This is a genomic window from Corynebacterium tuberculostearicum, from assembly GCF_022347235.1.
GTDB lineage: Bacteria > Actinomycetota > Actinomycetes > Mycobacteriales > Mycobacteriaceae > Corynebacterium > Corynebacterium tuberculostearicum_F.
This window is the reverse complement of record NZ_JAKRDX010000012.1, coordinates 1-24,987: the sequence shown is the minus strand read 5'-3', so window position 1 is coordinate 24,987 and position 24,987 is coordinate 1. Positions and strand designations below refer to the sequence as shown.

General features: G+C 64.8%; 21 protein-coding genes, 2 tRNA genes, 1 other RNA gene and 1 pseudogene. 17 read left to right on the top strand and 8 right to left on the bottom strand.

Features of this window, described 5'->3' with window-relative positions; all coding sequences use genetic code 11:
- The first annotated feature begins 2 nt into the window (after positions 1-2).
- Positions 3-1,037, top strand: coding sequence for a trypsin-like serine protease (locus MHK09_RS07730; RefSeq protein ID WP_250413153.1), 1,035 nt, complete (start codon positions 3-5; stop codon positions 1,035-1,037).
- Here the strand turns inward: MHK09_RS07730 and MHK09_RS07725 are convergent.
- Positions 1,034-2,062 carry a prephenate dehydrogenase gene (locus tag MHK09_RS07725; protein ID WP_250413152.1) on the bottom strand — a complete coding sequence of 343 codons (1,029 nt, stop codon included), beginning with the start codon at positions 2,060-2,062 and terminating at the stop codon, positions 1,034-1,036. The genes MHK09_RS07730 and MHK09_RS07725 overlap by 4 nt on opposite strands.
- Before the next feature lie 39 nt (positions 2,063-2,101).
- On the opposite strand from MHK09_RS07725, the gene MHK09_RS07720 reads away from it, so the two are divergent.
- The 6 genes from MHK09_RS07720 to tgt all read left to right on the top strand — a co-directional run bounded on the left by MHK09_RS07720 (position 2,102) and on the right by tgt (position 7,520).
- A complete protein-coding gene (locus tag MHK09_RS07720; RefSeq protein ID WP_005323176.1) occupies positions 2,102-2,581 on the top strand; it encodes a tRNA adenosine deaminase-associated protein in 480 nt (159 codons plus the stop codon).
- 25 nt (positions 2,582-2,606) lie between these two features.
- Complete coding sequence (locus MHK09_RS07715; RefSeq protein WP_250413151.1) at positions 2,607-3,038, top strand: nucleoside deaminase; 432 nt, start codon at positions 2,607-2,609, stop codon at positions 3,036-3,038.
- A gap of 51 nt (positions 3,039-3,089) precedes the next feature.
- On the top strand, positions 3,090-3,290 hold the full coding sequence (locus MHK09_RS07710) for a CsbD family protein (protein ID WP_250413150.1): 201 nt from the start codon (positions 3,090-3,092) through the stop codon (positions 3,288-3,290).
- A gap of 89 nt (positions 3,291-3,379) precedes the next feature.
- Positions 3,380-3,467, top strand: a tRNA-Ser gene (locus tag MHK09_RS07705).
- A 202-nt stretch (positions 3,468-3,669) separates the two neighbouring features.
- On the top strand, positions 3,670-6,273 hold the full coding sequence (locus tag MHK09_RS07700) for an MMPL family transporter (protein WP_250413149.1): 2,604 nt from the start codon (positions 3,670-3,672) through the stop codon (positions 6,271-6,273).
- Between the two features lie 2 nt (positions 6,274-6,275).
- Complete coding sequence (gene tgt, locus MHK09_RS07695) at positions 6,276-7,520, top strand: tRNA guanosine(34) transglycosylase Tgt (protein ID WP_250413148.1); 1,245 nt, start codon at positions 6,276-6,278, stop codon at positions 7,518-7,520.
- Here tgt and MHK09_RS07690 read toward each other — a convergent pair.
- Positions 7,505-8,179 (bottom strand): queuosine precursor transporter, encoded by a 675-nt coding sequence (locus MHK09_RS07690; RefSeq protein WP_436232107.1) that lies wholly within the window; start codon positions 8,177-8,179, stop codon positions 7,505-7,507. The two genes, tgt and MHK09_RS07690, sit on opposite strands and share 16 nt — an antisense overlap.
- A gap of 33 nt (positions 8,180-8,212) precedes the next feature.
- Here MHK09_RS07690 and gluQRS point away from each other — a divergent pair, with 33 nt between their 5' ends.
- Genes gluQRS through MHK09_RS07675 form a run of 3 tightly spaced genes read left to right on the top strand, consistent with a single transcriptional unit; the run spans position 8,213 to position 11,044 of the window.
- A complete protein-coding gene (gene gluQRS / locus MHK09_RS07685) occupies positions 8,213-9,106 on the top strand; it encodes a tRNA glutamyl-Q(34) synthetase GluQRS (RefSeq protein WP_250413146.1) in 894 nt (297 codons plus the stop codon).
- Positions 9,107-9,117: 11 nt separating this feature from the next.
- A complete protein-coding gene (locus MHK09_RS07680) occupies positions 9,118-10,698 on the top strand; it encodes a cation:proton antiporter (RefSeq protein ID WP_250413145.1) in 1,581 nt (526 codons plus the stop codon).
- Between the two features lie 10 nt (positions 10,699-10,708).
- Positions 10,709-11,044 carry a hypothetical protein gene (locus MHK09_RS07675; protein ID WP_250413144.1) on the top strand — a complete coding sequence of 112 codons (336 nt, stop codon included), beginning with the start codon at positions 10,709-10,711 and terminating at the stop codon, positions 11,042-11,044.
- 332 nt (positions 11,045-11,376) lie between these two features.
- Here the strand turns inward: MHK09_RS07675 and MHK09_RS07670 are convergent, their stop codons facing one another.
- On the bottom strand, positions 11,377-13,356 hold the full coding sequence (locus MHK09_RS07670; protein ID WP_005327383.1) for an acyltransferase family protein: 1,980 nt from the start codon (positions 13,354-13,356) through the stop codon (positions 11,377-11,379).
- 207 nt (positions 13,357-13,563) lie between these two features.
- A tRNA-Ser gene (locus MHK09_RS07665) sits at positions 13,564-13,652 on the bottom strand.
- 179 nt (positions 13,653-13,831) lie between these two features.
- On the opposite strand from MHK09_RS07665, the gene ffs reads away from it, so the two are divergent.
- The 6 genes from ffs (at position 13,832) to recR (ending at position 19,342) form a co-directional block, all read left to right on the top strand.
- An RNA gene (ffs, locus tag MHK09_RS07660) (signal recognition particle sRNA small type) lies at positions 13,832-13,930 on the top strand.
- A 60-nt stretch (positions 13,931-13,990) separates the two neighbouring features.
- Positions 13,991-15,262: an aspartate aminotransferase type Ic gene (locus MHK09_RS07655; protein ID WP_250413143.1), complete on the top strand. Its 1,272-nt coding sequence runs from the start codon at positions 13,991-13,993 to the stop codon at positions 15,260-15,262.
- Positions 15,216-15,806: a suppressor of fused domain protein gene (locus MHK09_RS07650; RefSeq protein WP_250413142.1), complete on the top strand. Its 591-nt coding sequence runs from the start codon at positions 15,216-15,218 to the stop codon at positions 15,804-15,806. Before MHK09_RS07655 ends, MHK09_RS07650 begins: the two co-directional genes overlap by 47 nt.
- A gap of 18 nt (positions 15,807-15,824) precedes the next feature.
- On the top strand, positions 15,825-18,182 hold the full coding sequence (locus MHK09_RS07645; protein ID WP_250413141.1) for a DNA polymerase III subunit gamma and tau: 2,358 nt from the start codon (positions 15,825-15,827) through the stop codon (positions 18,180-18,182).
- A gap of 62 nt (positions 18,183-18,244) precedes the next feature.
- A complete protein-coding gene (locus MHK09_RS07640; protein ID WP_005327377.1) occupies positions 18,245-18,613 on the top strand; it encodes a YbaB/EbfC family nucleoid-associated protein in 369 nt (122 codons plus the stop codon).
- A gap of 72 nt (positions 18,614-18,685) precedes the next feature.
- A complete protein-coding gene (gene recR, locus MHK09_RS07635) occupies positions 18,686-19,342 on the top strand; it encodes a recombination mediator RecR (RefSeq protein ID WP_005323161.1) in 657 nt (218 codons plus the stop codon).
- Positions 19,343-19,366: 24 nt separating this feature from the next.
- Here recR and MHK09_RS07630 read toward each other — a convergent pair whose 3' ends face one another.
- The 4 genes from MHK09_RS07630 to MHK09_RS07615 all read right to left on the bottom strand — a co-directional run bounded on the left by MHK09_RS07630 (position 19,367) and on the right by MHK09_RS07615 (position 23,931).
- Entirely contained in the window at positions 19,367-20,458 is a 1,092-nt protein-coding gene (locus MHK09_RS07630) for an HNH endonuclease signature motif containing protein (protein WP_250413140.1), read from the bottom strand.
- Between the two features lie 109 nt (positions 20,459-20,567).
- Positions 20,568-21,341, bottom strand: coding sequence for a type 1 glutamine amidotransferase (locus MHK09_RS07625; protein ID WP_250409768.1), 774 nt, complete (start codon positions 21,339-21,341; stop codon positions 20,568-20,570).
- Positions 21,334-22,611, bottom strand: coding sequence for a Mur ligase family protein (locus MHK09_RS07620; RefSeq protein ID WP_005323158.1), 1,278 nt, complete (start codon positions 22,609-22,611; stop codon positions 21,334-21,336). Before MHK09_RS07620 ends, MHK09_RS07625 begins: the two co-directional genes overlap by 8 nt.
- Before the next feature lie 27 nt (positions 22,612-22,638).
- Entirely contained in the window at positions 22,639-23,931 is a 1,293-nt protein-coding gene (locus MHK09_RS07615) for a DNA polymerase III subunit epsilon (protein ID WP_366511714.1), read from the bottom strand.
- Positions 23,932-24,145: 214 nt separating this feature from the next.
- Here MHK09_RS07615 and MHK09_RS07610 point away from each other — a divergent pair.
- Positions 24,146-24,987, top strand: a pseudogene (locus MHK09_RS07610) (hypothetical protein); the annotation flags it as partial.

The following is a 24,987-nucleotide window of genomic DNA, read 5'->3' as shown; positions in this document are numbered from 1 at the left end:
TCATGCAGCACAAAATCTTCCCCGCCCTGCTTACCGCCGGCATCGTGGCATTGACCGCCACCCCTGCCAGCGCCCTCGAGTACGGCAAGCCAGCCCCAGACTCGGCGGAGTCTCGCACCGTGGCGCAGTTGAAAATCGGGCGCGTGGGCAGCTTCGGCGATTGCACCGGCACCCTCGTGGCCGCCCAGTGGGTGCTCACCGCCCGCCACTGCCTCGAGTCCGTCAATAACGAGGGCACGCAGGCCCGCATCAATGACACCACCTACGACGCCGATTCGTGGGCGCTATCCCCGCTTTCCGACGCCGCCCTTCTCCACCTCACCACCCCCGTCGCCGACACCACCCCGGCCGAGATTTCCGCTCACGTGCCAGAACCTGGCCAGCGCGGCACGCTTTACGGCTGGAGCAGCAGTTCCTCCATGGCGCGCCGCGGCCAGCTGCCGCAGGCGGAGATGGAAGTGGCTGAGCTCCTCGGCGCCGGCCCTGCTGGCCCCGCTAACTCCGCCGAACCAGCTGGCGCGGACGCTGGCGCGGGCGCCGCCACGGACGCTGGTGAGGATGCCGCTGGCGGTGAAAGTGTTCCCGCGGCCGAGGCCATGCCGGGGCTCAGCGCACCAGAGGGGGCAGAAAGCGTACCGGCCGGCGAAGCGATGCCGCTGATCGAAAGCGCGATCCTCGATGTGCACTCCACCGGCCGCGCCGGCATGCAGGGCGGCGACTCCGGCGGTCCCTTCTTCGTCGACGGAAAGCTTGCCGGCTTGGCCACCGCGGGAACGGCGAATGGGGATCCGGACTTGCCCTCGCCAAGCGCGGCAATCACCACGCTGGCCGGTACCAAGGACTGGATAGAAGGCGTGGTGAGCGGCCGCGATAAAGACGCCATCCTCTCCGCTAAGACCACCCCTGAACCGCCGAAAACCCCGCAGACCAGTGCAGATCGTGCGGGGCTCTATGCGGGCATAGCCGCCATCGGCCTGATCGCCGCCGCGGTGCTGGCGCGGATTCCCCGCCTGCGCAACCGCAGCCGCAAGGGCTAGAAAATCTCGATGCGTCCGCCCAGGGACTCGGACTGGCGTAGCTGCGCCACCCACTTCGGGCCGCCTGGATGCAGGCGCAGCACCGGGCGGGAAGAAATCTTGATCGGGGAGACCGATTCCTTGCGCGCGCCGGAGCGGGCATCGATGCGGGTGCGGGCGCGGTAGCCGGCGTCGGTAAGCTCAGCGATGGAAGGCTCGGGGGAGTCGAGCTTCTCGCGGGCATCGCGCAGCAAGTCCAGGGCCTCGTCCAAAGCCTCCACCAACGCCGGCGCATTGGTCTCGCACATCTGCTGCACCAGCTCCGGGTGCGTACCGGCCACGCGGGTGGCGTCCTTGAAGGAGCCAGCAGACAGGGACTGTGCCAGGATTCCGCCATTATCGCCGACCACGGCGAGGATCTCCGCAAAGACGTGTGGCAGGTGGGAAATGCGCGCCACCGCGGCATCGTGATTAGCCACGCGGATAGGCACCGCCTCTGCGTGCACCATCTGGGTCATGCGCACGACCTCGGTGAAGGTCTCAATCCACTCCTTCGGAATCTTTTCCCCGCGCGCCTCACACTCGGCGGCGTAGTCATAGGTAATGCCCCACGCCGCGCGGCGGAATAGGTCCTTCTGCGAGTTATCCCAGCCGGACTGGGACGTGCCCGCCATCGGGTGGCCGCCCACATAGCGCGACTCCATTCCGCGCTCCAGCACCTGTTGGCGCACGGCCGTCTTAACGGAAACGACGTCCGTAATACCGCAGCTCGGCGCGTGCTCCTGAATGGCGTCGAGCACCTCGCCCACCGCGCCCATAGGCACGGCTATGACAATGAGGGCGTTCTCCGTCTCCGCGCGGGTCAAAATGGCGGGAAGATCATCGGTGACGTCAAAACCCTGCTTTACTGCAGTGCGGGCGCCAGACGTGGAGTGGTTGTAGCCAAAAACGTGGTGATTGTATCCGGCGAGATCGCGCAGCAAAGAGCCGCCGATGAGGCCGAGGCCAATAATGCAGATGGGGCGTTGAACATCTTGAGAACTCACGATGACAATTGTGGCACAACACGACTAATCTCACGAGGTATGAGCAACGAAAATTACTCCTTCGCGGTAACCGTCGCCCGCAACGCGGGCCAATGGCTGGTGCGCAGCTTCAACGATGACTTTGAGGATCCGCAGACCTCCATCAATGCGGTGCGCAGCCTGCGTTCCGAGGGCGCTGCGTTCGCGCTGCTGTGCGTGGAGGATGCCTATTTTATTGCCGTGCGCCCGGTGCCGGGCGGGGTGAAGATGCTCATCTCGGATGCCACCTACGGCGTGGACGATGACTTCGCCGCCGATTTCATGGATATCAACGACCATGAAATCCCGGATGTGGACCCCGAAGAGGCCGATCCTTATGGCGAGGGCGATTTCGATATCTTCGCCGACCTTGGCCTATCCGAGGACCAGGTGGGCTACATCATTGACAATGATGAGGACTGGCCTTCCGATATGTTGCTGCGCATCGCCGGCGAGCTCGGCTTTGGCGATGAGTTGGAAGACGTCATTGATAACGCCTGAGCCCGTGCTGCGCGCTGAGGCTAGGATGCGCCGCGCCCTCGACGTCGCCAAGCGCACGCCGGCCGGCGACGTCCCCGTGGGTGCGGTACTGTACAACGCCGCCGGAACCGAACTTGCCACCGGCGTCAACCGCCGCGAAGAGCTGGCCGATCCCACCGCCCACGCCGAGGTCGAGGCCATTCGCCAGGCTGTCCGCGTGCACGGCGATGGCTGGCGGCTTTCCGGCTGCGAACTCGTTGTCACCCTGGAACCATGCGCTATGTGTGCCGGTGCGCTGCAGGCTGCCCGGGTGTCCTCCGTGGTCTTTGGCGCCTTTGAGCCCAAGACGGGCGCGTGCGGCTCGCTTATCGATGTCCTGCGTGCCCCCACCGCCCCCTTTACCCCGCAGGTCCGCGGCGGCGTCCTCGAAGACGAATGCGCTGGGTTGCTCCGAAACTTCTTCGACGGCCTGCGCTAAACGTGCGTACACTGGTGGTCATACAACAACTGTCTACTCAAAGGAGTGATTATGGGCGATTTGGAAAACAAGAAGGATGGCCTCGTAGGCAAGGCAAAGGAAGCCTACGGCGAAGCTACCGGCAACGAGGACGTAGCTAACGAGGGCAAGGCCGACCAGGTCACCTCCGAGGCTAAGGACAAGCTGTCTGACGCTGCCGATGGCATCAAGGACAAGGCCAACGAGGTTATCGGCGGCCTGAAGGACGACTAATCCTCGTCCCCTTTTCTCACATCGCTGCGCTGGCACCCCGCCGGCGCAGCGATTTTGTCGCTCGGGCCCACTCCCGTAGTCTGGAACGCGGTGGCGTGTCCGAGCGGCCGAAGGTGATCGCCTCGAAAGCGATTGTTGGGTAACCCCCAACCGCGGGTTCAAATCCCGCCGCCACCGCACCGGAATCCCGGCCTGTTTGCGCAGGTCGGGATTTTCTTTTGCCCAATTTCCCAGCAGGCGCGCGGAATCCGGCTGGCTGGCCGCCAGCTGTGAAAACTGGGACGCAGGTGGCTTCGTGATAGGGGATTGTGGGGTATGGCCACTACACTAGGGCAAAGTTCAACCCGTCCCCCACGCGAATGCAAAGGTACATCTACCCGTGGCTAAACTGCTTTATCGTCTTGGGCGCTGGTCTTTCCTCCATAAGTGGAAGGTCATCGTGGCATGGCTGCTGCTGCTCGCCGCCGTCGGCGGTGCCGCCGCCTTGCTGATGAAACCGATGACGAGCGAGTTCTCCATCAAGGGAACCCCGTCCATCGACGCCACCTACAAGACTATGGACCTCTTCCCAGAGGGCGGCAACCCTGCCAACTCGCCCTCGGTCAACGTGGTCTTCAAGGCTCCAGACGGCCAGAAGCTTTCTGATCCCGCCAACCGCGAGGCTATCGACGCCACCATCTCCTATCTCGAGGACAACCTGGAGATGGGCGATACCACGCGCTTTGGCAACCCGCTTGAGGTCTCTCCTCGCCTGCAGGACCAGGTGATCCACCAGTTCACGGATATGGGGCTGCCGGAAGCATCCGCCCGCGCGGATGCGGACAACCTCGCCATGGTCAATGATGATGAGACCATTGCCTACACCACCTTCAATTTCGACGCCGAGTCGCCCTATAGCGTGGAGCAGGCCGACAAAGACACCGTTACCGACGCAATGAACATCGCCCGCGACCGTGGCCTCACGGTAGAAGGCAATGGTGCCGGCTTTGGCGATGAAATCGCGGTCAATTCCACCTCTGAGATCATCGGCCTCGGCGTTGCCTTTATCGTGCTCATCTTTACCTTTGGCTCCCTGGTGGCCTCGGGTATGCCTTTGGTGTCCGCCGTCATCGGCGTGGGACTAGGCGCGCTGGGCATGCTCATCGCCACCCACTGGATTGAGCTCAATAATATGACCCCGGTCCTGGCCATCATGATTGGCCTTGCCGTGGGCATTGACTACGCGCTGTTTATCCTGTCGCGCTACCGCGCCGAGCGCCGCCGCATGGACGGGCCTGACGCCGCAGGCATGGCGGTGGGCACGGCTGGTTCCTCCGTGGTCTTTGCCGGCGCGACGGTCTTTACCGCACTTTTTGCGCTCCTCATTGCGCGCATCGGCTTCCTGACGGCCATGGGCCTGGCCGCCGCAGGCACCGTTGCCATCGCCGTGTTGGTCTCGCTTACGCTCATCCCCGCGATGCTTGGTCTGCTGGGTGATAAGGCCTTCAACGGCCGCATCCCCGGCGTGGCCGGCAACCCGACCCGCAAGGACAAGCGCCGCCGTGGTCCCACCATGGGCAACCGCTGGGTGCGCTTGGTCCAGAAGGTCCCCGGCCTGGCCATGGCGCTGGTTGTGCTCTCCCTAGGCGCGATGACCGCGCCGGTGCTCCACATGGAACTCGCCCTTCCAGCCGATACCACCTCCAATCCCGATACCACCCAGCGCAAGGCCGCCGACATCATGTCCGAGGGCTTCGGCCCCGGCGTCAACGGCCCCTTCCTCGCCGTGGTCGATGCCCACACGGTCAACGCGGATGCCGGCGCCCTCGCCCCGCTTGTCGACGCCCAATCCCAGCCCGAACCAGCCCCCGCGCCCACCCCCGCACCAGACGCGGAGGCCGCGCCCGAGGGCGCTGCACCAGAGGACGTTGCGCCGGAGAACGCAGACCCTGAGCAGCCGCAGCCGGACCAGCCCGCGGCCGAGGCCGAGCCGGAGATTGCCCCAGCCGCCGAGGTAGTAGACACCTCCGCAGACGCTGCGGACAATTCCTCGCCGGAGGATAAGGCCGCGCTCGCGTCCTTCCTGTACACCGCGGACCAGCTCAAGGGGCTGGGCGGTGTGAAGCACGCGCAGATCGTCGGCCTGAGTAAGGACCAGCGCGCCGCGCAGATCATGGTCACCCCAGAAACCGCGCCGACGGACGCCGCGACGGTTAACGTTGCGCACGCGCTGCGCTCGGCGACCAGCGAGATTGAAGACGCCACCGGTACTGACATCGGTCTGACCGGCCTGACCGCCGTGCAGCTCGATATCACCGAGCGCCTCGAGGAAGCCATGGCGCCGTACCTGGCCATCGTCGTGGGCCTGGCCATCGTGCTACTGCTGTTGGTCTTCCGCTCCATCCTGGTGCCGCTGGTTGCGGGCCTGGGCTTCCTGCTGTCCGTCGGCGGCGCCTTTGGCCTGACCGTGCTGGTTTGGCAGGAAGGCCTGTGGAACCTGGTTCCCGCGCCGGGCCCGCTGATTTCCTTCATGCCCATCTTCCTCATTGGCGTGACCTTCGGCCTGGCGATGGACTACCAGGTCTTCCTGGTCACCCGCATGCGCGAGCATATCTCGCGACATCCGGAGGGCACCGGCGGGCGATATAGCGCCGTCGACGAGGCCACTATCACCGGCTTTACCCAAGGCGCCCGCGTGGTCACGGCCGCGGCCATTATCATGATTTCGGTCTTCGTGGCGTTTATTAACCAGCCCCTGCCCTTCATCCAGATTTTCGGCTTTGCCTTGGCCGCCGGCGTGCTTTTCGACGCCTTCTTTATCCGCATGACCCTTGTCCCCGCCACCATGTTCCTCATGGGCCGCGCGACGTGGTGGATGCCGAAGTGGTTGGCGAAGATTCTGCCCACCCTGGATATCGAAGGCACCGCCCTGGAAGAAGAATGGGAAGCTAAACACGCCACCCCGGCCCCAACCCCTAGCCCTGCACACAAGGAAGAAGAATAATCATGGACTTGAGTTTCGACGTCGGCAAGCGCCTGCCCGAAGGCCCCGGCAAGCACGGCCGCAGCGGTGTCATCCACACCCCGCACGGTGATATCCAGACCCCGGCCTTCATCCCGGTGGCCACCAAAGCCACGGTCAAGACGCTTACCCCGGAGCAGATTCGTTCCACTGGTGCGCAGGCCATCTTGTCGAATGCGTACCACCTCTACCTGCAGCCGGGCCACGACATCGTGGATGAGGCCGGCGGCGTGGCCAAGTTCGAAAACTGGCACGGACCGACCTACACCGACTCCGGCGGCTTCCAAGTCATGTCCCTCGGCGTAGGCTTCAAAAAGGTCCTTGCGATGGACATTGCGGATCTCAGCGATAAGGACATCCGCGCCGCCAAAAAGGAACGCATGGCGCAGGTGGACGAGGACGGCGTGGATTTTAAATCCGTCATCGACGGCTCCAAGCACCGCTTTACCCCCGAGAAGTCCATGCAGATCCAGCACGGGCTGGGCGCAGACATCATGTTTGCCTTCGACGAGCTGACCACGCTCGTTGATACGCGCACTTACCAGGAAGAATCCGTCGCGCGCACGCATCGCTGGGCCAAGCGCTGCCTGGATGAGCACGATCGCCTCACCCGCGAGCGCACCCACCGCCCGAAGCAGTCGCTGTGGGGCGTTGTTCAAGGCGCGCAGTACGAGGACCTGCGCCGCCAGGCCACTCGCGGCCTGCTCGACCTCGACCGCGCCGCCCGCGAAGACGGCAAGCGCGGCTTCGGCGGCTTCGGCATCGGCGGCGCGCTGGAGAAGGAAAACCTGGGCACCATCGTCGGCTGGGTCTGCGATGAGCTACCCGAGGACAAGCCGCGCCACCTGCTCGGCATCTCCGAGCCGGACGATATCTTCACCGCCGTCGAGGCCGGCGCCGATACCTTCGACTGCGTGGCGCCCACCCGCTTGGCGCGCCGCGGCGGCGTCTACACCCTTGACGGCCGCATGAACCTTACCAATGCGCGCTTCAAGCGGGATTTTGCTGGCGTCGACGAGGAATTCGGCGGCTACGTATCCGAGAATTACTCCCGCGCCTACCTGCACCACCTGCTCAAGGCGAAGGAATTCCTCGCCGGCACGCTGTGCACAATCCACAATGTGGAGTTCATGATTCGCCTGGTGGATAATATCCGCGCCGCCATCGACGGCGGCTACTACGAGGCCTACCGCGATGAATTCCTCGGCCGCTACTACGCCGGCAAGTAATCCTCGCGCTTCTTCACCCATTTGATGACCGCGGCCGTCACCGGCAGCATGATGGCCTCCATCAGGGTCTTCCACACGAAGCCCACGATGACGTAGTTGATGAAACCACCCACCGAATCCACGCCGATTACCGGCGCGGCGATGGCGCAAAACAGCAACGTATCGCCGAACTCGCCCACCACGGTAGAGGCGATAAGGCGCGCGAAAAGCCCCTTTTCGCCCGAGCGCTTCTTCATCGCAGTCAGCGTCCAGGCATTGAGTAGCTGGCCCACGAGATAGCCGGCTAGCGAAGCGGCCAGAATCTGCGGCATCAGGCCGAGCGTGGCTGCGAAGGCCTCCTGGCCCTCGTAGAAATCGGCCGCCGGCAGCCAAATGGCGATATAGAAGCACACGGCCGCCAAGATGGCCATCGCGAAGCCGATGTAGACCGCGCGCCGGGTGGATTTAAAGCCATAGCACTCGGAGAGCACGTCGCCGACGATATAGGCCAGCGGGAATAGAAAGAAGGCACCGTCGGTCACCAGCGGGCCGAGCTGCACGCCCTTAGTGGCGTTGATATTAGAAATCAGGAAGGTCACCACAAACACGGTGACCAGCCAAGGGTAGAGAGTAGAGCGGACGGGAATGAAGCGCACTTCAGCGCCGGTTGATTTTTCCATGCCCGCCATTGTGCCAGCCCGTAGACTGTGGGCATGAATTCCGCGACCACCGGCGCCGGCCGCTACGCGCCAAGCCCCTCGGGCGATCTGCACTTTGGCAACCTCCGCACGGCGCTTCTGGCGTGGCTTTTCGCCCGGTCGACGGGCAGGCGCTTTGTGGTGCGCGTGGAGGACATCGATAAGCAGCGCTCCTCCCAGGAGTCGGCCGAGCGCCAGCTTGCGGACCTGCGCGCGCTCGGGCTGGACTGGGACGGCGAGGTCATCTACCAGCACGATCGCGACGCCGCCTATGAGCAGGCCCTGGCCCAGCTGCCCACCTACGAGTGCTATTGCTCCCGCAAGGATATCCGTGAGGCCTCCCGCGCCCCGCACGCCATTCCCGGCCAGTACCCGGGCACCTGCCGCAACCTCACCGAGGACCAGCGTGCGGCCAAGCGCGCCGAGCTTGCGGCCCAGAATCGCCAGCCCGCCCTTCGCCTGCTTGCCGACGTCCCCACATTCACCATCCACGACGCCCTCCACGGCACCTATACGGGCGACGTCGATGACTTCATCCTGCGCCGCGGCGGCCAAGACACCGGCTGGGCCTATAACTTGGCCGTCGTCGTCGATGATGCCTACCAAGGCATCGACCAAGTGGTCCGCGGTGATGATCTGCTCTCCTCCGCGCCGCGCCAGGCCTACCTCGCCTCGCTGCTCGGCATCGAACCGCCGGAGTTTATCCACGTCCCGCTCGTGCTCAATGCATCCGGCGAGCGCCTAGCCAAGCGCGATGGCGCGGTGACCATGCGGGAGATGGGAGAGGAGGGGGACGTCGTCAAGCAGCTGGCGGCCTCGCTGGGGTACGAGGCTCACAGTGCCGCGGAGTTGCTCGCGCAATTCGCGCCCGATCGACTCAGCCCTGAGCCTTATATCTGGCGGGGGTAAAATCTGGGCCCATGGAAGTTCTACTGGTGCTCATTGGGCTCATGCTGCTGACCGTGTTCGTCGTCGCCATCGGTGACAAGATTGGGCTGCCGTGGCCGGCCCTGCTGACGATTATTACCGCCTGCGCGGTCTTCGTGCCCGGCCTGCCCCAGTTCGAGCCGCCCACCGAACTCATCCTGCCCATCTTCCTGCCGCCGCTGCTGTGGGCGCTGGCCCGGCGCACCTCGTGGGGTGTTATTCGCGAGCAATGGGTGACCATCTTGAGCCTGTCCGTGCTGCTGGTGGTCGCCACCACGCTGGCCGTTGGCTTCACGGCCTATGCCTTCCTGCCGGGTATCAGCCTGGCCGCGGCCATTCTCATCGGTGCGGCCATCGCCCCACCGGATCCCGTCGCCGTCGATGCCGTGGCCGAGCCCGCCGGCATTCCGCGCCGCATCATCACCACCCTGCAGACCGAGGGCTTGTTTAACGACGCCGCCTCCATCGTCGCCTTCAATCTCGCGCTGACGGCCGTGACCCAAGGCGATGAGCTTTCCTTCGGCGGCGGCGTGCTCAACTTCTTCTACTCCGCATTCGTTGCGTGTGGCCTGGGGTGGGTCGTCGGCCGGCTGGTGGCGCTGTTTATCACCCACGTCCACGACGTCACTGCGCGCAACGCGCTGACCTGGGTGACGCCGTTTGCGGTCTACCTCATCTCGGAGGAACTCGGCGCCTCCGGTGTTATCGCCGTGGTCATCGCGGCCGTGGAGCTTAATTCCCGCGCCGATATCCAGGCCGAGGACCGCCTGTCCGGCCAGTCCTTCTGGGAGACCATCGAGCTGCTCTTTACCGGCGTCGCCTTCGGGCTCATTGGCCTGACGGTCAATACCGCCATCGGCGAAGTGGGATCGGACCTGTGGCATTCCGTGGTGGTGGGCGTCATCTTGTCCCTCGTGGCCTTTATCGTCCGCTTGGTGTGGATGTACATCTATTACCGCATCAACGTCTCCCGCGGCCGCCCGCGCGTGGCGCCGCTGCGCCTGCAGGAGGTGCTGCTGATGACGTGGTCCGGCATGCGCGGCCTCGTCACCCTGGCGCTGGTTTTGTCCATCCCGGCCGGCGTGTTCAGCTTCCACCACGAGCTCGCGGTCATTGCGCTGACCGTCTTGTTGGTCACGATGGTGGTGCCCGGCCTGCTGCTGCCGTGGTTGATGGAGCGCCTCGATCTCACGGAGGCCTCCCAGATCGCCAGCGATAAGATGCGCGCCGCCGTGGTGAGCCGCGCGCGTGCGGCCAGCATCGAGGCCCTGTCGCACTTCCGGCCGGACGGCCACATTACTGCCGACGCCGAGAAGGTCGACCCCGAAATTTCCGCCAACGTGATTCAGTGGTTCGAGGACCGGCTCGGCGATGGCGAGGATGTTTCCGATGACTCCCGCAAGCAGCGCGCCTGGCAGGCCCGCCACGTGGCTCTGGAGGCCCGCCGGACCGCTTTGGCGGCGGCGCAGGAGGAGCTGCTACGCATGCGCGGCGATCGGGCTTATAACCCGGCCATTGTGGACGAGGTGCTCGAGGAAATCGACCGCATGGTCTTGGGCACCAAGCGTCACTAGGCTAGGCGGCATGGATGCCTTCGATTATGCGCAGCTTGAGGACGCGCTGGATTACCTCTACGACTTCCTTGACCAGGACTTAGCGGACCGCGTGCGCACCGAGCGCGAGTTTGTGCCGGCTGGGCTAGAAGGCCTGCTTGCCGACGACTCCCTCGACGACTACGTCTGGCTCTGGATCAAAGACCCAGGCCCGAATGGCTTCCGGCAATACCTGCGCGATGGGGGATATTCCGAGGCCGAGGTCTCCCAGGCTTTCCTCTGGGCGCGCACCGAATGGGGGATGAATACGCCGCCGCACGTCGCGTGGCTGAAGGCGGATGGCTACGAGCCACCGGTCATCGATTAGTGGCTAGCGCGGCGTCGGCTAGCGCGGCCGAGCGCCTGCCTGCGCCGAGCAGATATAACAAAATCCCGGCTCCGTTGCTATGCAGCAGGAGCCGGGATTTCCTGTGGTGGAGGATGTGGTGGCGGAGTTGATGACATATTTGACACTATGAACAGCCCCAACTGCACTATGGCCATCGTCAAAGCTGTACGCCATCCAGGTCGCAGGCCGTGCCAGATAAGTTGCGGGCAGAAATTGTTACTATCCGTCGTCAACTGACGTGGCCCACGCCGCACGTGGAGCGGCTCAAAGAGGACGGCGTGGAGCCGCCCGTCTTTAACTAGTGTTCACGCCTACTTATCTACCGTGACTATCTGATCGTCCGGTGCGGAGCCATCCGTGGGGAAGGCCAACGTGAGCGCCTTGGCGAAGTACTCCGCGCGCTTTTCATTACCTTCAGTCTGGTAATGCACGTCATCGCCTGGGAGGAACCATTCGGGGCGAACGTCGGAAGCCCAGTCATAGACAACAAGGTTTGGGTAGCGATCCCGGGCGGCAAGGAGTGCCTCGTTGAAGGGCGCCATGTTGGCATTATCGTAGGAGCCGGAATTGAGGTTGGTCGCGGCAGTCGGCCACAGGACGGGGGCATCCCCCAGCAGTTCCATGATCTGGTCCACGCGCCAGTCCTCCTCGCCGGATCCACCCACGGCGCGGTTGGCGGCGTCGTTCACGCCGGCACCGATGATCCAACAGGCATCCTCACCGTAGCCCTGATCCAGAAGACGCTGGACAGAATCACGGATAGAGGGATCGCCCTCCAAAGACTCCACAGTGGAGCGTGCACCGGTGACATCGGCTACCACGTCCTGTGCGCCAACATTCTTGTAGGTTACCTGCGCGTTGCGCTGGGGATCGGACAGGTAGGCATCATCAAACATGCCGATGGATGTGGAATCGCCCACGTGAATGACGGTGGTGCAGCGGGTCTTGCCCTTCTCTGGCGTCGCATTCTCCGTGGAAGGAGAAGCTTCTCCGGAAGCCTCAGCGGAGGAATCTTTCTCCTTTGAGCCGGACGGGGCCGGGCCGTCGCCGCCAATCTGGACGCCCATCTGCTGTGCGCCGGGCTGCTCGGCCTGGTTGAGGGAATTATTCCACGCAGCGGGAATGCCCATGGATACCACCGCGGCAAGCAGCGTAGCCGGAATGGCGAGGGCCATGCGCGGCAGCGTATGGCGCTTGGCCCACCATTGCTTCAAGGGTGCGACTACGCCGTGGCGGCGGACCGGATCCTCCACCAGCGTCCACGAAATGTGTGCCAGCGCAATGGCCACCACGGTGACCAACACAGGATGAGCCCACGGCAGGTTCTCCCACTGGGGGATGAAGACAATTGCCGGCAGGTGCCACAGGTAGATGCCGTAGGAACGCTCACCAATCCAGCGCAGCGGCGTGAGGCCAAAGAACTTGGACGTCAGTGTCCGCTTGTCTAGGGCAGCGGTAATCACTGCGACGCTGGCCGCTGAGAGGGCCAGAAGGCCCCAGTTGTACAGGTGTGGTGAGTAATCTGGCAGCAGCCAGAAGAGGACGGCGATGCCCAGCACGCCGAGCAGCGCGGCGGGGATGGTGAGCAGGCGCGGCGGAATGCGGTAACCCTGCGCGTTAGTCAGCGCGATGGCCAACGTGGCGCCCAAGAGGATCCCGCCAGCGCGGGAATCGGTGCCCTCATAGACGCGGGTGGCATCGGATCCGGTGTTGAAGAGGAAAGCCATCCAACCAAAGGACACGGCAGCCAGTACCAGCGTGCTGACGACCAGTGGGGCGCGCTTGCCGCCGGTGAGCTTAAGAAGCACGAACAACACGAGCGGCCAGAACAGGTAGAACTGTTCCTCCACGGACAGCGACCACATGTGGTCCAGCGGCGCGTGTCCAGCAAAGCGGTCGAAATAGGATTGGCCTTCTGCGATGACATGCCAGTTATTGACATAAAACAGTGAACTTAAGGAGAACCTGGCATTTTCGCCCAGTTTGGGCAGGTCGAAGAAGATGGTGAGTAGCAAAACCGTCACCAGCATGAGCGCAACCGCCGGAACGAGTCGGCGGAAGCGGCGCAACCAGAACGTGGGCAAGCCCAAGCCTTTGCCACGGCGGTAGCTTCGCATCAAGTTTGCGGTGATGAGGTAGCCCGACAACGTAAAAAACATGCCGACACCCAAGTAGCCACCTGGCAACCATGCAGGGTTGAGGTGGTAAATCAAAACGCCGAGCACGGCGACGGTCCGAAGGCCGTCGATGGCGGGGACATAAGAGGTGTGTGAATCAACCGGTCTTGGCATGCTCGGGCAGCTCCTCGAATGAAGGTATACGTAGGGAATGGCGCTCGCGCCTTAGGGGACTCACATACTCTAAACCGTGAAGCGAAAGGCGTTACAACTTCTACACCCTAGGCAGGGGTTCTTTTGACCCTTGACCCGAAAACGAACCCCCAAAACGAAGAAAGTCTCGAGACATCGAAATAGAAACGATGTCTCGAGACTTCACAATGGCGGAGGATGTGGGATTTGAACCCACGAGGGGCGTGAACCCCGCACGCGTTCCAGGCGTGTGACATAGGCCGCTAGTCGAATCCTCCGAGAAGAAACATTAGCAGCCGTGGCAATTATTTTACCAATCGCCAGGTCAGGACGTATTTTCGTGGAATTTAAGCCGTTGGGTGGTGGCTAGGCCTCGAGTATCTTGCCCGTGAGCGACAGGTGGCTGTGCGGCCGGAGGCCCATTTGGCTAAACCGGCGCGCGGGCGTTAAAGTATGGGACAGGATTCCGCGTGGCGTCCATCCTCTGAACTCCCCCAGGGCAGGAATGCAGCAAGGGTCAGGAGGCTCTGGCGGGTGCGCGGGGTCCCCTTTTTGTATGGCGTGCGTTACTATTGGGGGCTAAAAGTCGCCCTATACATGGAAGGTAGACATACGCATGTCGCTTCTTACTTTGGAATCGTCCGAACTCGCGGAGCTCGCCGCCCAGGTCCGTAAGGACTACGAGGACCTTAAGGCTAAGGGCCTGAAATTGGATCTGACCCGCGGAAAGCCGGCCAAGGCACAGCTGGACCTCTCCAATGATTTGCTGGCGCTGCCCGGCCTAGGACATTACACCGACGCGGCCGGAAACGACCTGCGTAACTACGGCAACCAAAAGGGCATCAAAGAACTGCGCGATATCTGGGGCAAGCTGACCAACATGGACCCAGAGCTGCTGGTTGCCGCAGACTCTTCCTCGCTGAATATCATGTTCGACCTGATTTCTTGGGCCTTTCTCTTCGGCACCAATGACTCCGCGCAGCCGTGGAGCAAGGAAGAAAAACTCAAGTGGATCTGCCCAGTGCCGGGCTATGACCGTCACTTTGCCATCACGGAGCAATTCGGCTTCGAGCTGGTCACGGTGCCGATGGAGGAGGACGGGCCGGATGTAGAGGCCGTCGAAAAGCTGGTGGCGGACCCGGCAGTCAAGGGCATGTGGGTAGTGCCGATGTTCGCCAACCCCACCGGCGCTGTGATTTCTGAGGACAAGGCCCGCCGCCTCGCCCGCATGCAGGCCGGCGCACCGGATTTCCGCATCGTGTGGGATAACGCCTACGCCGTGCATACTCTGACCGAGGACTTTCCGGAAATCCTGCCGATCCTGGATATCGCCGCAGAAGAAGGCAACCCGAACCGCTTCTGGGCCATGTCTTCGACTTCGAAGATCACCTTCGCGGGCGCGGGCGTGGGTTTCTTCGGCACCTCGGAAGACAACCTCGAGTGGTACCTGGAGCACGCGGGCATCCGCGGCATCGGCCCCAATAAGATTAACCAGCTGGCGCACCACGAGTTCTTCGGCTCTGCCGAGGGCGTGCGCGCGGTGATGCGCCGCCATGCCGCGCTGATCAAGCCCAAGTTCGATGCCGTGTTGCGCATCCTAGAAAAGCGCCTCGGCGAGTACGAGGTGGCGCAGTGGACCAACCCGAAGGGCGGCTACTTCATCTCCCTCGACGTCGTCGACGGCACCGCCAACCGCGTCTGGGAGCTGGCGCGCGATGCTGGCATCCTGCTCACCCAGGCCGGATCCGCCTTCCCTTATGGACAGGACGACAATGACCGCAATATCCGCCTCGCCCCAACCCTGCCGCCGCAGGAAGAGGTCGAGGCCGCGATGGACGGCGTTGCCACCTGCGTGCTGCTCGCCGCCGTGGAGAAGTTGGGGGCCTAAAATCAACGCCGACGAGTCTGCCCTGTGGCTGAGCGAGATTATCCCGGCGCCGCTGGAGTTCCGCTACGTCGATAAGCGCCGGCTGGGCCTTGCCTCGCTTGCCGACGCCCAATCGCTCGCCCTCACCACCACCTTCAACACCACCGACACCGGCCTGCAAAGCCAGGACGACGGCACCGATGTGCGCTGCGAGCTGCTCACGGTGGCGCGCACCGGGCAGCCCGAGGTGGCCGCCGCCATCAACGCCGCGGCTGACACCTTCGAAAAGGCCGGCGGCCTGCTGCCGGCGCAGCCGGGCGTGATGCTGCCGTCCATCCTCGATGTCCCTGACGTCACCGTGCACCATGGGCTCTTCATCGCGCCGTACCTGTGGGGCGGGCAGACCCCGCAGTTTCGCGAGGAGGGCCGCCTGACCCTCATCCTGCAGCTGGTCATGCTGACGGATTCGGAATATGCGTTTGGGGTAGAAGAGGGCGTCGGCAAGCTGCAGGCGGCGGTGGCCGAGCAGGACATTGACCTGCTGGACTGGTCGCGCGAGGGTTAGCCGGTAAACTGGCTAACCGTGGCTTTATACCGGAAATATCGTCCAGCAACGTTCGCGGAGGTCGTGGGCCAAGAGCAGGTCACCACGCCGCTATCCGCCGCCCTCGATGCGGGGCGCATCAACCACGCCTATCTCTTTTCCGGCCCGCGCGGCTGCGGCAAGACCTCCTCGGCGCGAATTATGGCCCGTTCGCTCAATTGCGAGCACGGGCCGACCTCGACGCCGTGTGGCAAGTGTGATTCCTGCGTCTCCCTCGCCCCCGGCGGCCCCGGAAACTTGGACGTGACGGAGCTCGACGCCGCCTCGCATAATGGCGTGGAAGACATGCGCGAGCTGCGCGATCGCGCCTACTATGCACCGGCCGAATCGCGCTACCGCATCTTCATCATTGACGAGGCGCATATGATTTCGCCCTCCGGTGCGAACGCGCTGCTCAAGGTGGTGGAGGAGCCGCCCGAGCACGTCATTTTCATCTTCGCGACCACGGAGCCGGAGAAAATCATTGGCACCATTCGCTCGCGTACCCACCACTATCCCTTCCGCCTGCTGACCCCGCCGGCCATGAAGGGCCTGCTGCAGCGCACCGTTGCGGCTGAGGGCGTGCAGGTCGAGGACGCCGTGTACCCCATGGTTATTGAGGCGGGCGGCGGTTCCCCGCGCGATACTTTGTCTCTGCTGGACCAGCTACTGGCCGGCGCCGGGCCCGATGGTCTGACCTACGACCTTGCCCGGCCGCTTTTGGGTGTCACCGATGTCTCGCTGCTTGACGACGCCATCGACACCCTCGCCAACCAAGACAAACCCGGCCTCTTTGCGATGGTGGACCATGTCATCGAGGCCGGCCACGACCCGCGTCGCTTCGCTATCGATTTGCTCGACCGCCTGCGCGATCTGATGATTCTGCAGGCCGTGCCCGGCGCCATCGAAGCCGGCCTCGTCTCCGCGCCCACCGACCGCGCTTCCGTGCTCACCGCCCAGGCGCAGCGCTTTTCCGGCCCGCAGCTGACTTACCTGGCCTCCACGGTCAATGACCGCATCAGCGACCTCACCGGTGCTACTTCACCGCGCCTGCTGCTAGAAATCATGTGCGCGCACCTGCTTATCGGGTCCACCGGCCCCGCTGCTGCCGCGCCTGCACCCGCAGCGGCTTCCGCTTCCGCCCCCGCTGCCAATGCTGCCGCGGTCTCGCCCGCGCCGGCTGGCCCTGCGACCCCGGGCGGTGCTCCCGCGGCCAACTCTGCCGTCGCCGGTGCCCAAGACCCCCAGTCCGCCGCTGCTGCCATCATCGCTCGCCGCCGCGCCAAGTCCCAGGAGCAGCAGGCTTCTGCCCCGTCTTCTGCTCCAACCTCTGCACCGGCCGCTCAGCCGCAGGCCCCGTCCCAACCGGAATCGCTGCCGGACGCGCAGCCGAAGGCGCAACCCGAGCAGCCGGCGGCCGCTGAGCCGCAACGCACGCAGAAGCCTCAGGACCAAGAGCCGCAACCGCAACGGGACGAAGTGGCTGTGGCAAAACAGCCGGCAAAGCAGGAACAGCAGCAAGAGGCTGGGGACCCGTGGCAGCGTGAGCGGCAAATCCCGCAAGCAGAAGCGCCCGCGCAGCAAACGCCGCAGCCGGCACCGGACCAGCAGGAGCGTCGCGAGCCACTGGAGAAGCCTGTGCCGGCCCGCGCGGAGGAATCCGCCACGGAAACTGCGCCGGAACCTGCCGCGCAATCGCAGGCGGCGGAGGAGCCGGCGGGTGACTTCGCAGAGGCCGTGAGGGAGAAATGGGTGGCGTTGAGGGGGAGCGTCGGAAAGCGGAATAAGGTGGCCGAAATCATGCTGGCCGAAGCCCGCGTGCTTGGCTTCCGCGATGGCACCCTGACGCTGGGACACACCACCGGTGCGCTGGCCGAGCGCATCAATGCGCCCGCGAACAACGCCGTCATAGTGGAGGTGCTCAAGGAGGAGTTCCAGCGCGATGTGGCCGTGAACTGCGTGGTGGGCACCGACCCGAAGACCGCCGGTTTCGATGCCCCGCGGCCGCCACAGCGCAAGGAAGCGTGGACGCCGAATCAGCCGGCGCGCGAGCCGGCCGACGACCAGGAGGCGGAGAGTAAGCCGGAAAGTGCGCCCGGGTGGCGCTCGCGCATCGCACGGGCGACGCAGGCGGCCAAGCAACGCGATGAATCGCAGTTCAGCAATGGCGTGCCGCTTCCGCCCGAGCCTGAGCCGGACTTTGGCGCTCCGCCCGAGGAGCCCCCGGCCTATACCCGCGACGACGAAGAGCGGGACATGATGGAGGCTGCGCAGTCTACCGGCGAGATGGATCATCGCAGCGCTACCGAGGTAGCTATGGAGCTGCTGGAGCGCGAGCTGGGCGCACGGCGTGCCTAACCGGCAAGCACGGTACACTCGGGCGGTAGCGAAATTTACAGTTGAATTAGAAAGGAAACGACATGGCTGACCAAGACCCAATGCAGCAGGCAAATGACATGAACGACCTCATCGCGCAGGCCGCGCAGGTGCAGGCGGACCTGCAGAAGGCGCAGGAAGAAATCCTCGCCACCAACGTCGAGGGCCAGGCAGGCAACGGCCTGGTTAAGGTGACCATGACCGGCGGCGCCGAGCTCGTGGACCTGCAGATCGATAAGTCCGTCGTGGACCCAGAGGACGTCGACACCCTGCAGGACCTGGTCATGGGCGCGTTCAAGGAGGCCCACGCTGCGGCCGGCCGCCTGGCACAGGAGAAGATTGGCCCGCTGTCCCAGGGCATGGGCGGCCAGGGTGGCCCGTCTTTTGAGGATGTCTTCGGCGGCAACCAGTAGCCCGCACGATACGATAAAAGGCCGTTGCCCCGCGTTGGGGCCGCGGCCTTTTGCTGATTTTGGGAGTAATTGATGTTTGAAGGACCTCTGCAAGACCTCATCGACGAGTTTTCGCGCCTGCCGGGCATCGGCCCGAAGTCGGCGCAGCGCATCGCGTTTCACGTTTTGCACATGGAGCCTGAGGACATCGAGCGGCTGCAGAACGCATTGGGCGCGGTGCGCGACGGCGTGACCTTCTGCCGCATCTGCTGCAATATTTCCCGCGAGGATGTCTGCCGCATCTGCATTAATTCGCAGCGCGACGCCTCGACCATTTGCGTGGTGGAAGAGCCGAAGGATATCCAGGTCATCGAGCGCACCGGAGAGTATGAGGGCCGCTACCACGTCTTGGGTGGAGCGCTAGACCCGCTGGCGAATGTGGGCCCGCGCGATTTGAATATTTCCACGCTGCTGCAGCGCCTCGGTGGCGTGCTGCCAGACCGCGAGCTGGCGGATTCCACCCCTGAAGCCCCGCTTTACGACGCCACCCCCACCATCCACGAAGTCATCCTCGCCACCGACCCCAATACGGAGGGCGAGGCCACCGCCGCATACCTGGTGCGGTTGCTGCGCGACTTCCCTGATTTGAAGATCACCAGATTGGCCTCCGGCATGCCGCTCGGAGGCGATCTGGAGTTCGTGGACGAACTCACCTTGTCCCGCGCGCTCTCTGGCCGCCTGACCATTTAGCGCGGGTGAGCGCGCGAGCGCGGACTAGGGGACGGCGGCCGAGGGCCCGGTTCGCCCGCGGCCGGTGAACACTGGCGGCCCGTGTGCTTTGCTTGCCGTCCCGTTATCTGCGCTGCTGTGTACACCGCTGTGGCCGCTATGCATGCTGCTAGGCGTAGCGTTGTGCCGGCTGGCGGGCGGAAGCCAGGCGACTCGGCCGTTGACGCGGGCCATGCGGCCGCGGCCCGGCAGGCCGTTGATGGAGTTGTGATATGGGCACAGCAGCGTCATGTTTTCGGGGTGGGTGAGGCCGCCGCGGGAGTATTCGAAGAGGTGGTGGGCTTGGCATTCGGAGGCGGGGCGTCGGCAAGCGGGCCAGGCGCAGTGGGCGCCTTCGGCCTCGAGCATGCGGCGCTGCTTCGCGGAGGCCTGCCGGGTGCGGTAGAGATTGACGGGGCCGCGCTCGGGGTGGATGAGCGTGAAGAGGCCGGCGCCGGCTAGGGTGCGGCGGACGAGTTCGGCGCCGGTGATGGTCGCGCCATTGGTCATGGCGAGGCGGATGTCGTCGCCGTCGCCGGCCAGGATTTTCAGATAATCCGGCAGCTCGATGATGACATTGGTGGTCACGGTCGCGGGCGCGGCGGCGCGGGAACCGGTGAGCCAGGCCAGCGGGTCGGATTTGGCGGCGGCCCAGATATCGGCCATCTGCGCGGCGGGGCCGGTGAAACTCAGGGTGGTTTTCTCGCCGTGCATGATGCGGCGGCCGCCGTCTTCGCGCTCGGGCGGCGGGTTGATTTCGCGCAGCAGCCGAGTGGCCGCGCGCGAGACCTGCGCGGTGGTGCCGGCGGTGGCGCATAGCTTCTCGCGGAATTGCCAGCGCTTGGTGGGGTCAGAAATACCGCGCGAGCGGCGGGCGATGAGCGCGAGGGTTTCCAGGCTGTGTTGGTTGCGGCGCGCGGCGGCCAGGGCGCGGGATTGATAGCGCGAGTGGCTGGTGGGCGAGAGGAAGGCCGCGGCGGTGCGGCGCACGGTGCGCGCTTGGTCCGCGGGCAGGGGCAGGCTGGAGGCGGCGTGGGCCTCTTCGAGAAGTTCCACGCCGCGCTTAGCGATGTCGCCCAGCTGCTCCAATAACGTCATGCCCCGCAGCCTATGAGCGGGAGCAAGCGGCTACAAGGGGAAGCGGCCGAGCCTGTGGATAACTCGGGGGTTGTGGGACCGCCGGGCGAAGTTATCCACAGGCGCGGGCCTATCTTTGGGAGCGTGGGGGCTCGGAGGCGTTGAAACGTTCGACGCGCAGGCGGTCGACGGCCGGGATCTCAATCGGTTCGAGGTCCGCGAGGGCCACGCCCATGGCCTGGGCGAGGAGGAGATCCGCCAGCTGCGGGTTTCGAGCCAGTGCCGGGCCGTGCATATAGGTGGCGATGACGCTGTCTTGGACGGCGCCTTCGTAGGTGCGCTGGGCGGAGCCGTCGCTCAGATCGGCGGTGGCGGCCTGGTCGGCATTGCCATTGCCGCGGGTGAGCGTGCCGAGCGGCTGCGCGGAGGGGCCGAGGATGGTGGCGCCTAGGTGGTTTTCAAAACCGGTCAGCGGCTCGGTGAGGTCAGCGGTCACACCGGCGCGGGTGGGCTCGGAGGCTACCTCGCCGATGGCGCGGTCCTGCATGCCGGCCGTGGTGGCGTCGAGCAGCCCGACGCCGTCGACGATGCGGCCGGAGGCGCGGAAGGATTCGCCCAGGACCTGCAGGCCGGCGCAAATGGCAAAAATCGGGCGGCCGGCGTTAGCGGCGCGGGTAAGGCCGCCATCGGAAATCAGGTGGTCCGCGGCCAGGATCTGCGCGGTATCTTCGCCGCCGCCGAGGGTGTAGATATCCAGTGTCTCGGGCACGGGTTCGCCCAAGCGGATGGGGTGAATCTCCGCCTCGAAGCCGCGCATGCGGGCGCGCTGGCGCAGGACGAGGGCGTTGCCGTCGTCGCCGTAGGTACCGAGGACGTCGGGAAGCACTAGGCCGATATTAAGCATTGGTGGCCTCCTTGGAAAGCGCCTTCTTCAAATCGCGGAAGGCGGTGTAGTTGGCGAGGACCTCGATGCGGCCCTCCGGGCAGGCGGCGAGCGCGTCCATCGGGTCCGGGATGAGCTCGTGGGAAATATCGGCGTAGACCAAGCGCACGGCCAGGTCGGTGCCGCGCTCGCCGGCGGCCTTGACGCTTAAGCCGTTGAAGCCTTCGAATTTCACGTCCCACAGCCAGGACATGTCGATGCCATCGGCCACCTGGCCGTTGGTGGCGATGACCAGGCCATCGGCGCTGCGGTCCACCATGGACAGGGCTTCTTGCCAGCCGGCCGGGTTCTTGGCCAGCAGCAGGCGAATTTCGCGGCCCTTCCAGTGGATGGTGGAGTAGCGGCCGGCGACGTCGTCGATGCCTTCGGCGGCCGCAATGGCCTTATCGAGGTCCACACCGAAGCCCTGCACGGCCGCGGCGATGGCTTGGGCGGCGTTGCCCCGGTTTGCGCGGCCGGGCAGCGCCAGGTTCAGCGGGCGCTTGGCGGTCGGGGTGATGATGCCATGCTTATCGACGCCCCAGGTAGGCTGCGGCCGGCGGAATTCGCGGCCGTCGGCAAGCGGCTTAACGGCGTACCAGTCATCCTCGGTGCGCACGACGTGCCCGCCGGTGCGCGGGCAGGTGACGGAATCGCCGAGCCAGCCGGCACCGGCCGAGACCCAAATGACATTCTTGGCGTCATAGGCCACGGAGGTCATGAGCACGTCGTCGCAATTGGCGATGACGAGCATGTCTGGGTGAGCCTCCACGGCGCCGCGCAGGGCGCGCTCAATCTTGTTGATTTCGCCCACGCGGTCCAGCTGATCGCGGGTGAGGTTGAGCAGGACTAGGGCCTGCGGGTTGAGGTTATCGGCTACGTGGGGCACGTGGAGCTCGTCTACCTCGAGGACCAGGTGGGAGGCATCTTTGCCGGCCATGAGCGCGGAGATGATGCCGGCGTCCATGTTGTCGCCGCCGTCGTTGGTGGCTACGGTGTGCTCGGCGCGGACAGCGGCGGCCAACATGCGGGTGGTGGTGGACTTGCCGTTGGTGCCGGTAACCAGCACGGCCGGACGCCCACCGCCCAGGTTGGTCATGATGGAAGGGTCAATGGCATTGGCGATTAGACCACCGATCATTCCGCCGGCGCCACGGCCGGTGGCGCGGGAAGCGGTGGTGGCCAGCTTCGCGGCGGTAGTGGCGGTGGTGGTGCGCAACTTCTTCAGCGCACCCGGGACTCTAAAACTCATGTCCCCTAGGGTAGTCGCGCGGGCGGCTTAGTCGTTCTTTTTCGCCGCCGAGCCGCCAGAATTTCGGCGGCCCCTGCCACGACCACCGCGGCCGCCGCGGCGCCGACGGCGCTTCTGGTTCTTGCCGCCGCCCTTTTTGTTGTGCTGCGGCGAGCGTTGGGCCCGCGGCGCTGGCTTAGTAGGTTCGGGTTCGGGCTCGGCGTCTTCGATGCGCGTGAGGGCGTCAAGAAACGCGGCGTCCGACATCAGCGGGATGCCCTTGCGGTGGGCATGCATGGGTTTTCCCACCAGATCCGTGGTGACATTGCAGACGACCAGCGAGGACTCGCGGGTAAGTTTCTCGGAATAGTTGAGCTCTTCGCGCATGAGCGCGGCGATGATGGTGTCTGGGTCCTCGAGGATTTCCGGTGCGACCACGATTTCCATGCCGCGGCGCAGCTCCTTGCCCGGCTCATATTTGCCGGGGTTGTGGTGCTGCATGGGGGCCTCGGCGGCGTCGACGCGCACGTGGGAGCGTTGCAGGCCGAAGCGATCGGCGCGCACGTCCTCCGGCGTATAGCTGCGCACCGTGCCGCCTTCTTGCTTGCGGTAGAGCGCGATGAGCAGCTCGGTGTCCTCGCGCGAAGTCTCCGGCTCGGGCCGGCCGGCGCGCTCCACCGAGGCCTGCGGCGTGGCGTCTAGGCCGCTCTGCTTGGCGACGCCCCCCAGCCGCACATCATTCGCCCGCACCTGCTGCGCGTAGGAGGTGGCCAAGGTATCGATAATGCGAACCGGCGTGGGGACGTGCCCGACCTTTTGGCGGCGCCGGCGTCCCTTATTGCGGCCGCGATTGCGCGCTCGGTTTTGGCGCGCGGCGGCCATCATGGCGCGGCGGGCCTCGGCGACGAGAAAGCCCCAGGTATAGGGGAGATCGTGGACGATGAGCGTGCGGCCGTCGATAAGCTTGTCCAGCGATTTAAGGATCTTGCCAAAAGCCGGTGCCTGCTCAATATCGGTGGTGCTCAGCCCGTGGAGGTGGCGCGGCCCGGCGTCGATATCGGGCTTGAGGACGGCGTGGAAGAGCTGGCCTTGTTCGCCGGCGTCGTTGAAAGCAACGGCGTCGATAGTCACGATGCGCCCGGTGCTGGGGTGGATGCCGGTGGTCTGTAGGGTCAGCGCCACGTAGGGGTAGTCGGCCGCATCGGTGGATGAGTCGGCTTGCTGCTGCTGTGGCTTTTGGTGAGCCGCCTCCGGCGCGGCAGGTCGCTCGTGACGGGCAGGTGGGTGCGGCTTCGGTTTTGGCTTGGGTTTTGCAGCGTCCGGTTCGCCGGACGGCCGCACTGCGCGGCGCGGCCTAGCGCGTCGCTGTTCTGCGCCCGGTTTGGGCGCTGTGGACCTGGCCGCGTGGCGCGAAGCCACGGTCGCGGGCGACGGCGCTGGGGCCGGCGCCGACGTGTGCTGCGGGGAGGGGCCAGGTGTGTTGTTCATTAAACTCAGTGTAGTATCCCGCATTTCGCGCAGGGGGACAGGGCGCGCTGCTTATTTTTCCAAGTCGATGACAATGACCTTCGGCGGGGTCGTTGGCTCCTCGGACTCCTCAGGGCGCCCCGGTGCTTCCGGCTCTGCGGGCTCTGCTGGCTCTGCCGGTTTCTCCGGTTCTTCCGGCTCTTCCGGCTCGGACGGTACCAGCGGCACCTCCGGTTCGAGCTCTACAGGGATCTCTGGTTCGGGGGTGGGGTCGATTTCTGAGCCAGGGATCGTCGTCGTAGGAGCAGTAGTCTCCGGCTCTGGCGTCGGCTCGAGCTCGGAACCTGCGATAGTGGTGCTTGGCGCGGTGGTAACCGGCGCCGGCTTAGGCTCAGGCTCGGACTCCGAGGTCAGCAACGGAGACGTCGTGGTAGGTGCGGTCGACTCCGAGGGCTTTGAATCCGAGGACGCAGGCTCTGAAGATTCGGGCTCGGGCTGTGCCGAAGTGGACGTAGAGGACGCAGAGGTAGAGGTAGACGTAGACGAGTCTGCAGCCTGGGTCGGCTCAGACGTTGGCTCGCTCGTGGCAGAACTGGTGGCGGAGCTGGAAGGCTCTGCGGTCTGCTTTTCCGTCGAGGCTGCGGTGGTAGTTTCAGCCGTCGTTTTCTTGGAAGTTGTCTTTTCCGAGGTAGACGTGCTTGAGGTCGGCAGGTCGGACGGCTCGGCAGGCGAGGATGCCTCAGAGGAGGGCTCCGCAGATGTCGTGTTCTTCGTGGACTCGGTGGTCTGGGAAGGCTTTGCGGTCTGCTTTTCCGTCGAGGCTGCGGTGGTAGTTTCAGCCGTCGTTTTCTTGGAAGTTGTCTTTTCCGAGGTAGACGTGCTTGAGGTCGGCAGGTCGGACGGCTCGGCAGGCGAGGATGCCTCAGAGGA